The organism is Ochrobactrum sp. RH2CCR150, from assembly GCA_014138095.1.
In the GTDB taxonomy this organism is placed as follows: Bacteria; Pseudomonadota; Alphaproteobacteria; order Rhizobiales; family Rhizobiaceae; genus Brucella; species Brucella gambitense.
This window is the reverse complement of record JACGXE010000008.1, coordinates 1-12,843: the sequence shown is the minus strand read 5'-3', so window position 1 is coordinate 12,843 and position 12,843 is coordinate 1. Positions and strand designations below refer to the sequence as shown.

Here is a 12,843-nt window from a genome sequence, read left to right as displayed (position 1 = left end):
TTCTTTTATGCGTTAGTGCGCCGCCAGCTTGGCGGCACCCAGTTCCTTGTCATGCACGGCGAAGCGATCCACCATATCAGCGCTGGCATCATTAAAGCCGATCACCGACACATCGGTGCCGCTGGCGCGATATTTCAGGACAACCTTGTCCAGCGCGCCAACCGAAGTGATGTCCCACAGATGCGCATGGCTGACATCGATGGTGACCTTTTGTGCAGGCTTGGAGAAATCAAACGCGGCGATGAAATTCTGCGCCGAAGCGAAGAAAATCTGGCCCTGAACAGTATAGATGCGTTCGCTGCCGTCGCTGCTTTCGGTCTCGGAGACGCGGAACATCTTGGCGACCTTGCCCGCGAAGAACACGCCGGAAAGCAGAACGCCGACAAGCACGCCTTTGGCCAGATCATGCGTTGAAACGACGGTGACGACCGTTGCCAGCATGACGAAGGACGAGGAAGGCGGGTTGCGGCGCAGATCGAGGATCGACCGCCACGAGAATGTGCCGATGGATACCATGATCATCACGGCCACCAGTGCCGCCATCGGAATGATGCGCACGAGATCGTCGAGAACCAGAATCAAAAACAGCAGGAAGGCGCCCGCCACAAAGGTCGAAAGCCTGCCGCGTCCACCGGACGAAACATTGATCACCGATTGACCGATCATCGCGCAGCCGCCCATGCCGCCGATTAGCGCCGAGGCAATATTACTCGTGCCCTGACCGATACATTCCTGGCTTTTGTTGCTGGTCGTGTCCGTCATGTCGTCGACGATCTGGGCCGTCATCAGCGATTCGAGCAGTCCGACCGCCGCGAGCGTGATCGAATAGGGCAGAATAATCTGCAAGGTTTCGAGCGTCAGCGGCACCTGCGGCAGGGCAAAGACCGGCAATGCCGATGGCAATTCACCAAGATCGCCCACGGTGCGAAGATCCATCCCGCTCCACCAGGCCAGTGCGGTGAGAACTGCAATGGCGACCAGCGGCGAGGGGATCGCCCTGGTCAGGCGCGGGAACAGATAGATGATGGCTAGGCCGCCCGCGATCATCCAATAGGTCTGGACCGGCACATGGATCAGTTCCGGCAACTGCGCCATGAAAATGAGGATCGCCAAGGCATTGACGAAGCCGGTGATGACCGAGCGTGATACGAAGCGCATCAGGCGGCCGAGTTTCAGGAAACCTGCAAGGATTTGCAGGAATCCCATCAGGATCGTTGCGGCAAAGAGATATTGCAGCCCGTGTTCCTTGACGAGCGAGACCATCACCACGGCAGTTGCAGCCGTGGCGGCTGAAATCATGCCGGGGCGACCGCCGGTAAAGGCGGAGACACAGGCAATGGCGAAGGAGGCAAAGAGGCCGATTTTTGGGTCGACCCCGGCTATGACCGAAAAGCCGATGGCTTCCGGAATAAGGGCAAGTGCTACGACGATACCGGAGAGTATATCGCCGCGAATATTGGAGAACCACTCGCGGCGGTAGGCAGCAAGACGTGTCATTGAATTTTCCGCAAATAGGGGACGGGCGTTGAAAGCCGTCCGATTCAACATGGCCGATTGTAAAAATGGGGGATGTTGTTGCGTTGTCTGGCGGATAGGCGGCCAGAAGAGCCACCCGGGCTTTCACCGGGTCCTTGCGAATGCGCTTGTATAAACAAAAAGAACGCAGCAGGGCAATAACCCGCTGCGTTTTCTATTGTTCTATATTGAATAGATCAGAGAATCTTTTGCATGAAGGTCAGATCAAGCCAGCGCCCGAATTTCTGTCCGACTTGTTTCAAGGTGCCGCAATCCTCAAAGCCCTGCGATGTGTGCAGCGCGATGGACGCCGCATTGCCCGCTTCGATGCCAGCCACCAGCACATGCACCTTGCGGCGGCGCGCTTCTTCCACCAGCTCGGCCAGCAAGGCGCGGCCAATGCCGCCGCCGCGCGCATCACTTGCTACATAGACCGACAGTTCGGACGAATGGCGGAAGCCTTCAAAGGGGCGGAACGGGCCATAGCTGGCATAGCCGACAACCTGGCCATCGCGCTCGGCCACCAGCACCGGGAACCCGTCGCGATTGCGGCCTTCCAGCCACAGACGCCGGTTCTCCAGATCGACGAGCGTTTCGTTCCAGATGGCAAGCGTGTTTTCGACCGCATCATTATAGATGGTGAGGAGCGTCGGGAGGTCGGCTGCCGTCGCATGGCGGATGGAGAGGGTCATTTCAGATGCCTTTGTAGAAGAGCGTGGTGGCGCAGGGGCTACCATCGGGGAAAAGCGCGTAATTCGGAATGATGCCGACAGGCTGCCAGTCGAGATGCGTATAGATCGCTTCGGCGGGGCTGCCGGTTGCTGTGTCGAGACAGATCAGTGTTTTACCTCGGCTGCGGGCCTGTGTTTCCGCCGCCTCCATCAGCTTGCGGGCAAGGCCAAGGCCGCGCGCCTTGCGGTGGACGAGCAGCTTTTTCAGGTCGGCGCGGTGCGGCTGATTGGGCATTTGCGCAAGACCAAGCTGAACCGTGCCGACGATCTCGCCGTCATGTTCAGCAGCGATGAGCAGCGTATCGCCGCTCTCGGCTTCGCGGGCGATACGGGTCCAGTAAGGCGTGAAATCCTCCGGCTCGCACGGGGCCATGAACCCGACCGATGCGCCACCCATGACGCAGTCCGCCAGGATTTCCGCGAGCGCGGGGATGGCTCGTTTCGCTTTTTCCGCATTGAGAACGTGAATCATTGGTCGGTCTTTCAGAGGCTGCCGCGGCGCTCGAGCACGATGGCGTAGCGTGCAAGGGTCGTGCCCGGATTGTGAAAGGTGATGCCAGCCATGATCGGCATATAAAGGCAGTCGCCGGGCTTGAGGCTGTAATGCGTGTCGCCAACGGTCATTTCCATCTCACCGGCAAAGAGCCACATATGCTGCGTGATGCCAGCATTGGCGGTCTGCGGTGCGAAAGTGACCTTGCCGCCCGCCGGAAACTCGACCTCGATCATGTCGACATTCGAGCCAGTGCCGGGTGGAGAAACAGACCGGCGCACATAGCCGGTGTCCGGATCGCGCCACACGGGCTGGCGATCATGCGGAAGGTAGGGCGAGGGCGGCGCTTCCGCATCGCCGAAAAAGGCTGAAAGTGACGTGCCAAGGGCGGCGCAAATGCGCGCCAGTAGCTGCGCCGTCGGGCTTGTCTCTCCACGCTCGATCCGCGAGATCATGGCCCGACTCACACCGGAAGCATCGCCCAGCGCATCCAGCGTCATGCCTTGTGCCAGACGCAGACGGCGCAGGTTCTCACCAATGGCATTGTCGAGTTGTTCGATTGCATTTTCCATTATGTTAGAAATAATATCTATTATAATGGAGTCAAGCGATTTCGCATACGAAAACGGCGGGATTTCTCCCGCCGCAATCAACCTCTTTGCATGATCAAAGCCCAAAGCTTTGGCAATGACCTCTCCCCTCATCCCGAGCCGGTGCAAAACACCGTGTCGAAGGGCGAGGGCGAGCACTTGCTTTTTTATCCTTGTGCCTTCAGCTCCAAATGACGGCGATGCAGGACCGGATCGGTATAGCCGTTCGGCTGTTCGTGGCCTTTGAAGACGAGGACGCAGGCAGTCTGGAAGGCAATATACTTGTCAAAGCTTGATAATTTTAACAGTTTAAAAGAATAGAATTTGATATACGTTCTATCTGTGAATTAATACATTTAAAATGGTGATCTCTATGTCTTTAAAAGGTAGTGTGAATTTTTATAATGGCGGAAATATAGTTCCTGGATCTGTTGCTGCTGTTGTGATTGAAGATCTTAAGTATGAAGGGTTTTTGACACTAGATGGTAAAATTGAACAATATATAGCGTATCAGGGGGGGGAGAATTTTATTTTCTGATTGAACGCGAAGACATTTCGACTAGTAATAAACTAAATAATATAATATCAATTCTAAGATGTAATTCCGGTAATAAAATACCAAAAATTGTGCTAGTTTTGGAATATATATCTGATGATAATCATAGGTTTAATTATAATCTTAATAATATGTGGTATTAATTAAATCTTCCCCTAGGAAGACATGCCTTTCATAGTATAGAATATGAAAGGCATGTCGGTTCACAAAAATTCGCTATTATCTGAGCGCCTTCAGCTCCAGCCGGCGGCGATGCAGGACCGGCTCGGTATAACCGTTCGGCTGTTCGCGGCCCTTAAAGACGAGATCGCAGGCAGCCTGAAAGGCGATGGACTTGTCGAAGTTGGCAGCCATCGGGCGATAGAGCGCATCGCCTTCATTCTGCTTGTCGACAACAGCGGCCATGCGCTTCATGGTTTCCATGACCTGCGCTTCCGTGACAACGCCATGATAGAGCCAGTTGGCGAGGTGCTGGGCGGAAATGCGCAGCGTCGCACGGTCTTCCATCAGGCCGACATTGTTGATGTCCGGCACCTTCGAGCAGCCGACGCCCTGATCAACCCAGCGCACGACATAGCCCAGAATGCCCTGTGCGTTGTTGTCGATTTCCTTCTGGATATCTTCCGGCGTCCAGTTCGGACGGCTGGCGACCGGCACCGACAGAATATCGTCGAGCTTGGCGCGTGGACGGCTCTTGAGCTTTGCCTGAACGGCGGCAACGTCTATCCTGTGATAGTGGGTGGCGTGCAGCGTGGCGGCGGTCGGCGAGGGTACCCATGCGGTGTTCGCGCCTGCCTTCGGATGAGCAATCTTCTGTTCCAGCATTGCGGCCATGAGGTCAGGCATGGCCCACATGCCCTTGCCGATCTGCGCGTGGCCGGAAAGGCCGCATTCGAGACCGATATCGACATTCCACTGCTCATAAGCCCCGATCCAAGCGGCCTGCTTCATGTCGCCCTTGCGGATCATCGGGCCAGCTTCCATCGAGGTGTGGATCTCGTCGCCGGTGCGGTCGAGGAAGCCGGTATTGATGAACACAACGCGATCCTTGGCGGCGCGAATGGCTTCCTTGAGATTGATGGTCGTGCGGCGTTCCTCGTCCATCACGCCCATCTTGAGCGTGTTGGGCTGCATGCCGAGCAGTTCTTCGGTCCGGGTGAAGATTTCATTGGCGAAAGCCACTTCTTCCGGGCCGTGCATCTTCGGCTTCACGATATAGACCGAGCCTTCGCGCGAATTCATGTGACGGCCATTGGGGCCGATATCGTGCAGGGCGATCAGGCTGGTGAAGGCCGCATCCATGATGCCTTCCGGCACTTCATTGCCGTCAGTGTCGAGAATGGCCGGATTGGTCATCAGGTGGCCGACATTGCGAACCAGCATCAGCGAGCGGCCCTTGAGCGTCAGGTCGGAGCCATCGGCACCGTGATAGCTGCGGTCGCCATTGAGGCGGCGCGTCATCTGCTTGCCGTTCTTTTCGAACGTGTCTTCCAGCTTGCCGTTCATCAGGCCGAGCCAGTTGCGATAGACCGCAACCTTGTCTTCGGCATCGACGGCGGCAATCGAATCTTCGCAATCCTGAATCGTGCTGATGGCCGATTCCAGAACCATGTCGGCAATATGCGCCGGATCGGTCTTGCCAATCGGATGATCGGCATTGACGACGATGTCGACATGCATGTTGTTCTTGGCCAGCAGAACATTGGTCGGGTTGGCGGCGTCGCCATTATAGCCCTTGAACTGGCTTGGGTCTTTGAGAGCTGTGGCGGATCCATCGGTGCGCTTGATGTCGAGCTTGCCATCCTTGATGGAAAGGCCAGCGACTTCCGCCCATTTGCCGGAGGCAAGCGGCGCGCTTTCATCGAGGAAGTTCTTTGCCCAGGCGATGACCTTCTCACCGCGCTTCGGATTGTAGCCCTTGCCCTTTTCCGCGCCATCGGCATCGGAAATCGCATCGGTGCCGTAAAGCGCATCATAAAGCGAACCCCAACGCGCATTGGCGGCGTTGAGCGCATAGCGTGCGTTCATGACCGGCACGACGAGCTGCGGACCGGCAATATGGGTGATTTCCGGATCGACATTGGCGGTCGAAACGGTGAACTCGCCGCCTTCCGGCAGAAGGTAACCGATATCCTTGAGGAACTGCTGGTAATCCGCCTGGCTATAGCCCTTGTCGCGGTTTTCCTTGTACCAGCTGTCGATCTTCGCCTGCATGTCGTCACGCTTTTTCAGAAGCGCGCGGTTCTTCGGGGCAAGATCGCGAACGATGGCGGCAAAGCCTTTCCAGAACGCGTCCGGATCTACGCCAGTGCCGGGCGCGGCCTCCTTGGCCAGAAACTCAACGAGTTCAGGGGCAACACGCAAACCTTCGATTTCGACGTAATTGCTCATGGCTTGGCCTCCTTCAGAATAAACACAACTATCGCCAGCGCTTTTAGCGCCAGCTATCCTGTTGCCTTTGAACCGCTTTGGCGCGCTTTCGTCAATCGGTGCGCGGGCACATCATTTGTGACGCTGGGGCGAAAATCACCGCTCCAGTTTCAACATGTCGCGAATATCGTCAGGGGTGGAACCCTGTTCGCGCAGTGCTGAAAGAGCGGTATCCTTGCGGCTTTTCGACAGTTTCAGCCCGTCTTCGCCCAACACCAGATGGTGGTGGTGATAAAGCGGTTCCGGCAGGTCCAGGAGCTTTTGCAGGAGACGATGCACGGCGGTCGCGTGGAAGAGATCGCTGCCGCGCACGACATGGGTAACGCCTTGCAGGGCATCGTCCACCACCACGGAAAGATGATAGCTGGTCGGCGTGTCCTTGCGCGCGATGATCACGTCACCCCATTTGGCGGGGTCGGCGGCAATGCGCCCGGTTTCGCCATCGGGCCCAGCGCCGTTTTCTGTCCAGAACAGTGGTCCGCCCGCAGCGGCCAGAGCCTTTTCCATGTCGAGACGCCAGGCATAGGCAACGCCCGACACGATCCGTTCCAGCTGCTCCTTTTCGGAGAGGTTGCGCTCGCCGCTTGGATAAAGCGGCGTCCCGTCGGGATCGGATGGCCAGTCCTTGCCTTTGGCATGGGCTTCACCGATTCGCTCGCGCACTTCGCCACGGCTGAGAAAGGCCGGATAGACGAGGCCCTTGTCGGCCAGTTTTGTCAGCGCATTGCGATATTCGCCAAAATGTTCCGACTGGCGGCGCACGGGCTTTTCCCATGAAAGGCCAAGCCAGTGCAGATCGTCGTAAATGCCCTGTTCAAGCTCCGGCGTGCAGCGCGCGGTGTCGATGTCTTCCATACGGAGCAGAAAACGACCGTTGTTTTCATTGGACATGCGTGCATTGAGAAGGGCTGAATAGGCATGGCCGAGGTGCAATTGGCCATTGGGGCTTGGTGCGAAGCGAAAGACGGGTCTGGTCATGATTGTGGCAATTGCCGGTTCTTATTGATTGTCATTGAGGCACATTGGTACTTTGTCGGTGATTGAAATGAAAGGCCACAGCATGCAGCGCATCGATACATTGGACGATATAGAGGCTGGCCTCGAAGCGCTGGTGCTTGCCGATGTACGGCTGGCCGATATACGCAGTCGCGCCCATGCGGTGCCGCTGCGCCGCTCACAGCCCGGCTTTGAAAGTCTGGCTTCCATTATCGTGGCGCAGCAGGTTTCGACCGCAAGCGCTGCGGCCATCTGGGCGCGGTTGAAACAGGCGATCGATCCGCTGACGCCGCAAGCCTATATCGATGGCGGTGAGGAGGCATGGCGGTTTGCCGGCCTGTCGCGGCCCAAGCAAAGGACGCTTCTGGCTGTCTCGCAGGCGCTGGTGGAGGATGGGCTTGATCTGCACGGGCTTTGTGACCTGCCTGCGGAGGAAGCCATTGCTGCTCTCACGGCGATAAAGGGCATCGGGCCGTGGACGGCGGAAGTCTATCTGCTGTTTGCAGCTGGTCATCCGGATGTGTTTCCGGCGGGCGATGTGGCGCTGCAAGCAGCCGTTGGCCATGCCTTCGCGCATGAAACGCGCCCGGACGCTAAAGCGTTGCGGCTACTGGCGGAAGATTGGGCACCCTGGCGTGGCGTGGCGGCGCGATTGTTCTGGGCTTATTACGCGGCGATCAAGGGGCGCGAGGCGGCCCCACTTTTGTAGATGCTTCTGTAAATGTTGCGTGTTTCCGGCGGCGTAAATGCGTTTCCGCTTCACAATCCTGTCACGTCGGGCTTACATTATCTGCATCAGCTGATGACGGTATTTCGATTCGCAGAAGCTTGATTTTCTGCTGATTGCAGTTCCGCCTTCGCGGTCTTGGAGCGTCGTTGTTGCGCCCACAATGGACGCGCGGCGCTCCGATGAAGAGCGCAATTCCGCTTGGAAAGTCGTCGTTTCGCCCTTTCTCGGAGTTGCTCTGAAGGAGGTGCGTCCTTGACCATTGCAGTCTCACCCCGGACAGTCTCGACGAGTGGCTTGCCCGCTCTGGTCCTCAATGCGGATTATCGTCCGCTCAGTTATTATCCTTTGTCGCTCTGGTCATGGCAGGATGCGATCAAGGCGGTCTTTCTCGAACGCGTGAATATCGTCGCGGAATACGATCAGATCGTTTCCTCGCCGTCTTTCTCCATGCGTGTTCCGAGTGTGATCTGCCTGAAGGATTATGTGAAGCCGCCGCGCTATCCGGCGTTTACGCGCTTCAATCTCTTTTTGCGTGATCTTTTCGAGTGCCAGTATTGCGGTTCGCCGCATGACCTGACCTTCGATCACGTCACCCCGCGTTGCCATGGCGGCGAGACGACGTGGGAAAATGTGGTCGCCGCATGCTCACCATGCAATTTGCGCAAGGGCGGTCTTATGCCTGCGGCTGCGCATATGTGGCCGCGTCAAAAGCCGGTCATGCCGACCGTGCAGGATCTGCACAATAACGGTCGTCTTTTCCCGCCCAACCATCTGCACGACAGCTGGCTCGATTTTCTGTATTGGGATGTCGAACTGGAGCCTTGACGCATGTTGCGCAAAACCGCGTAGCAATCTTGCGACAACATTATGCGAAAAAAGAAGACCTAAGCCCCCTCAGAATCTTCCCTTACTTCCCACTCTTCGCAAAAGCGCCGTAGTAGCCGATGGCTGCAAAGAACAGGCTTGCGACAACATTCCATCCGGCAAAGGACAGACCGAGGAAAAAGCCGGGTGCGCTGTCGCATGCAGGCGGATGCGTATTGAGATCACCCAAGAGATTACCGGCATCCAGCGTGACCTTCATGGTCGCCGCGCTGCAATCCGTCGGGCCGGGCCAGTATTTCAGCTCGACGCCCGTGTGATAGGCAGCCAGCGCCAGACCATAGGTCATCAAAAGCGCGCCAATCAGGATCAGGCCGCGCGTCAGGATCGGCGGCCATTTCAATCCGTAAGAAAGCCAGGCTGCTGCCAGAACCGGGACGCCGATATAATAAGGCGTACGCTCTTCAAGACAGAGCTTGCATGGCATGAAGCCCGCTAGGTGCTCGAAGCCAAGGGCGGTGCCGACGGTTGCGGCCAGACCGACGGTCATGATGCCAGCGGTCCAAGCCTGAACCTTGCCGACCGGATTATTGAGTGCAAATGCCATCTGAAATTTCCTGACGCAGCTCTTTATATGCAGCTAAACTAAGATAGAGGCTTGTTTCCAAGCAATTTATTTTGACCGGCGTGAGGCAGCCGGCTCAGGCGTGAAGATATTTCACAGCAAAAAACAGGGCGATGAGCACGACCGCTACGGCACTGGCGATCAGGCCGAGACGCTTCTCGATGAAATGGCGGATCGGCTCACCATAGCGGCGCAGCAGCCAAGCCAGGAAATAGAAGCGCGCGCCGCGTGCAACGATTGCCGATGCGATGAACAGCCAGATATTGACGCCCGCCGCACCTGACAGGATTGTCACCACCTTGATCGGCGGCAGATGGGCAAGGCCCGATGTGATGAGCATCAGCAAAATGGCGTCGGCGCTGGTCGTGCCGCGCAGCTGCTCGAACGTGTCGAGCTTGCCATACATTTCCAGCACCGGCTTGGCGATCTGTTCATAGGCATGATAGCCGAGATACCAGCCCGCTATGCCGCCGAGCACCGATGAAACGGTTGCAATAAAGGCATAGCGCCAGGCGCGTTCCGGACGGGCCAGCGCCATTGGCAGAAACAGAACGTCTGCCGGAACAAGGAAAACCGAACTTTCCACGAAAGCGATGATGGCCAGCCACCATTCGGCTGATTTTCTTGCGGCAAGTGAGATCGTCCAGTCGTAAAGGCGGCGCAGCATGGATTGTCCGGATAATGTGCGGCGGATAGCCGTCGTTGCGATTGCACCGTCTATAAATAAAAAAGACGGCGCGAACAATCTGCGCCGTCTCATTCATTACATTGTAACAATCAGCGCTTGTAGGCGCTGCAGATATATTTGGTTTCGAGATATTCCTCGATGCCGTATTTGGAACCTTCGCGGCCGAGACCCGATTGCTTGACGCCGCCGAAAGGAGCGACTTCGTTGGAGATCAGGCCGGTATTGTGGCCGACCATGCCATATTCGAGGCCTTCGCCGACGCGGATCGCACGGCTGAAGTTCTCTGTATAGAAGTAAGCGGCGAGACCGAAGATTGTGTCATTGGCCATGGCCAGCACTTCTTCTTCCGTATCGAAGGCGAAGAGCGGCGCCAGCGGGCCGAATGTTTCTTCCTGCGCGACGGCCATATCCGAGGTCACGCCGGTTAGAATGCCCGGTTCGAAGAACAGGCCGCCCAGTTCCTTGCCGCCGGTGATGAGCTTTGCTCCCTTCGAAACGGCGTCTTCGATATGCGCCTTGACCTTGGTGATCGCCTTTTCCTCGATCATCGGACCAATGGCGACGCCCGGTTCAGTGCCGTTGCCGACCTTCAGCGCCTTGACCTTTTCAGCGAGTTTCTCTGCGAACTTGTCGTAAATACCGCGTTGAACATAAATGCGGTTAGCGCAGACGCAGGTCTGACCGGCATTGCGATATTTGGAAATCATCGCGCCTTCCACGGCAGCGTCAAGATCGGCGTCATCGAAGACGATGAAAGGCGCATTGCCGCCGAGTTCCAGCGATACTCTTTTGATCGTCGGTGCGCACTGCGCCATCAGCAGACGGCCCACTTCCGTGGAGCCGGTGAAGGAGAGCTTGCGCACAATATCATTGCTGGTGAGTTCAGCACCGATATCGCGTGCCTTGCCGGTCACGATCTGCAACACACCAGCAGGGATGCCAGCCTTTTCGGCCAGAACGCCAAGCGCCAGAGCCGTCAGCGGGGTCAGATCGGCGGGGCGCACGATCATCGTGCAGCCAGCAGCCAGTGCCGGTGCAGCCTTGCGGGTGATCATGGCTGCAGGGAAGTTCCAGGGCGTGATTGCGGCGGTGACGCCGACAGGCTGGCGGATGACGGTCAGGCGCTGTCCAACTTGCGGGGCGGGGATGGTGTCGCCATAGACGCGCTTGGCTTCTTCCGCGAACCATTCAATGAAAGACGCGGCATAGAGCACTTCACCCCGCGCTTCGGCCAGAGGCTTGCCCTGTTCCGACGTCATGATCAGCGCGATATCATCGGCATTGGCGACAATGAGGTCAAACCACTTGCGCAGAATGCCAGCACGTTCCTTGGCGGTCTTTGCCGCCCAGACGGGGAACGCCTTGGCGGAAGCGTCGATGGCGTCCTTGATCGTGTCCACCGACAGCGACGGGACCGTGCCGACCACTGAACCGTCAGCCGGGTTGGTCACATTGATGGTCTTGCCGTCAACCGCATCGATCCAGCGACCGTCGACCAGGCATTTTGATTGAAGCAGCGAAGGGTCTTTCAAGGTGATCATGTCTGATGTTCCGTCCCAGTCTTGCATTGATTGGTCGTTCAATATATTGAACACTCCTCGATATATCGAATTAAACAGATCGTGACGACCAAAGTCAATCACTCAGCCGATGATCTGTCGGGCAGTTCGCGGTTCAGCATAGGAATGAAACGATGACCGACGAGGCAGGTTCCCTCAAACTGGTTCCAGCGGTGATGCGCGCGGCACAGATACTGGATATTATCGCCAAGGCCGGAGACGGTATGGGCGGGGCACTGAAACTATCCGATATTGCTCGTCAGGCCGGGCTGCCAAAAAGCAGCGTGCATGGGCTTTGCCAGACACTGGTTCATCTGAAGCTTCTCAAGTTCAATAATGACGGCAGCTTTTCCATGGGGCCGCAGTCGGTGCGCTGGGCCAATGTCTTTCTGGCGAGCAGCGATATTGTAGAGGTGTTTCATGAGGCGGTCGCGCAGGCAGAGGGGCTTGGCGCCTATACGCTGACGCTTTCACATCTGGATGGCCCGGATGTCATCTATCTGTCCTGCCGCAATTCGACTGCGCCACTCGGGATTACATTCCGCATCGGCATGCGCGTGCCGGCCGTCTTTACAGCGACTGGCAAGGCGATGCTCGCGGCAATGCCGGACGAGGAGCGGGCGCATCATCTTCCGGAACATTGGCCGGATCTCGCCACACCGGCGAGCGTCGCTTCGCTGAAAGCACTCGAAGTCGAGATGGCTGGTGTAAAAGAGAAGGGCTATTCCCTTGATGACGGCCAGTTGCGCGAAGGCATGTTCTGTATCGGCGCGGCGATCTACGAACAGCCGAACCGCCCAAGCGCGGGGATTGCTCTTTCCATGATGGCGGCAGAGGCTCGTCCCGAAGTGATTAAAGAGATCGGCCAACGGATGCGGGCGCTTGCGGATGATGTCGCTGAGCGAATGGGATGGGCTTCCGCGTCAGAATCACCTGTTCAGATTGGTGAATAAGGAGTAAATTTCAGTCTTTATCCCTGTGGAAAAGAAAACTGGATTTTTATTGATCTAGGCGTTGACAGTTTGAGAGTTGGGGGCCTATATAGCGCCACAACGAGGGCGGCGACGCTGCTAGCGGCAGGTTGCTTCGTCCTTGAGTTCTGGTGAAA

13 protein-coding genes and 1 other annotated feature are annotated in these 12,843 nt (G+C 57.1%); of the genes, 4 read left to right on the top strand and 9 right to left on the bottom strand.

The features are described 5' to 3' along the window. Nucleotides 1-12 precede the first annotated feature (12 nt). The 4 genes from FHW03_RS16440 to FHW03_RS16425 all read right to left on the bottom strand — a co-directional run bounded on the left by FHW03_RS16440 (nt 13) and on the right by FHW03_RS16425 (nt 3,311). Nucleotides 13-1,497, bottom strand: coding sequence for a SulP family inorganic anion transporter (locus FHW03_RS16440; RefSeq protein WP_182521631.1), 1,485 nt, complete (start codon nt 1,495-1,497; stop codon nt 13-15). 81 nt (nt 1,498-1,578) lie between these two features. Beyond that, nucleotides 1,579-1,634 (bottom strand) — a sequence feature (sul1 is cis-regulatory element that is thought to sense ions involved in sulfur or methionine metabolism; They are found in Alphaproteobacteria). A gap of 78 nt (nt 1,635-1,712) precedes the next feature. Beyond that, a complete protein-coding gene (locus FHW03_RS16435) occupies nt 1,713-2,207 on the bottom strand; it encodes a GNAT family N-acetyltransferase (protein ID WP_182521630.1) in 495 nt (164 codons plus the stop codon). Nucleotide 2,208: 1 nt separating this feature from the next. Then, complete coding sequence (locus tag FHW03_RS16430; RefSeq protein ID WP_182521629.1) at nt 2,209-2,718, bottom strand: GNAT family N-acetyltransferase; 510 nt, start codon at nt 2,716-2,718, stop codon at nt 2,209-2,211. A gap of 11 nt (nt 2,719-2,729) precedes the next feature. After that, a complete protein-coding gene (locus tag FHW03_RS16425) occupies nt 2,730-3,311 on the bottom strand; it encodes a helix-turn-helix domain-containing protein (protein WP_182521628.1) in 582 nt (193 codons plus the stop codon). 391 nt (nt 3,312-3,702) lie between these two features. On the opposite strand from FHW03_RS16425, the gene FHW03_RS16420 reads away from it, so the two are divergent. Beyond that, entirely contained in the window at nt 3,703-3,867 is a 165-nt protein-coding gene (locus FHW03_RS16420; RefSeq protein WP_182521627.1) for a hypothetical protein, read from the top strand. A gap of 237 nt (nt 3,868-4,104) precedes the next feature. On the opposite strand, the gene FHW03_RS16415 is transcribed toward FHW03_RS16420, so the two are convergent. After that, nucleotides 4,105-6,276, bottom strand: a complete 2,172-nt coding sequence (locus FHW03_RS16415) for a malate synthase G (protein ID WP_182521626.1) — start codon at nt 6,274-6,276, stop codon at nt 4,105-4,107. Between the two features lie 135 nt (nt 6,277-6,411). Continuing rightward, entirely contained in the window at nt 6,412-7,293 is an 882-nt protein-coding gene (gene gluQRS, locus FHW03_RS16410; protein WP_182521625.1) for a tRNA glutamyl-Q(34) synthetase GluQRS, read from the bottom strand. Nucleotides 7,294-7,375: 82 nt separating this feature from the next. On the opposite strand from gluQRS, the gene FHW03_RS16405 reads away from it, so the two are divergent. Next, the gene (locus FHW03_RS16405) at nt 7,376-8,020 is read left to right on the top strand and encodes a DNA-3-methyladenine glycosylase (RefSeq protein WP_182521771.1); all 645 of its coding nucleotides are present in this window, start codon (nt 7,376-7,378) and stop codon (nt 8,018-8,020) included. Between the two features lie 273 nt (nt 8,021-8,293). Continuing rightward, nucleotides 8,294-8,866 (top strand): HNH endonuclease, encoded by a 573-nt coding sequence (locus tag FHW03_RS16400; RefSeq protein ID WP_182521624.1) that lies wholly within the window; start codon nt 8,294-8,296, stop codon nt 8,864-8,866. A gap of 82 nt (nt 8,867-8,948) precedes the next feature. On the opposite strand, the gene FHW03_RS16395 is transcribed toward FHW03_RS16400, so the two are convergent. From FHW03_RS16395 to FHW03_RS16385, 3 genes are all read right to left on the bottom strand, one after another. Beyond that, nucleotides 8,949-9,470: a disulfide bond formation protein B gene (locus FHW03_RS16395; protein ID WP_078339433.1), complete on the bottom strand. Its 522-nt coding sequence runs from the start codon at nt 9,468-9,470 to the stop codon at nt 8,949-8,951. Nucleotides 9,471-9,564: 94 nt separating this feature from the next. Continuing rightward, nucleotides 9,565-10,155, bottom strand: coding sequence for a YqaA family protein (locus FHW03_RS16390; RefSeq protein ID WP_182521623.1), 591 nt, complete (start codon nt 10,153-10,155; stop codon nt 9,565-9,567). Nucleotides 10,156-10,265: 110 nt separating this feature from the next. After that, nucleotides 10,266-11,717 carry an NAD-dependent succinate-semialdehyde dehydrogenase gene (locus FHW03_RS16385; protein ID WP_182521622.1) on the bottom strand — a complete coding sequence of 484 codons (1,452 nt, stop codon included), beginning with the start codon at nt 11,715-11,717 and terminating at the stop codon, nt 10,266-10,268. A 152-nt stretch (nt 11,718-11,869) separates the two neighbouring features. Between FHW03_RS16385 and FHW03_RS16380 the strand changes: the two genes are divergently transcribed. Continuing rightward, complete coding sequence (locus FHW03_RS16380; protein WP_182521621.1) at nt 11,870-12,688, top strand: IclR family transcriptional regulator; 819 nt, start codon at nt 11,870-11,872, stop codon at nt 12,686-12,688. Nucleotides 12,689-12,843 lie beyond the last annotated feature (155 nt).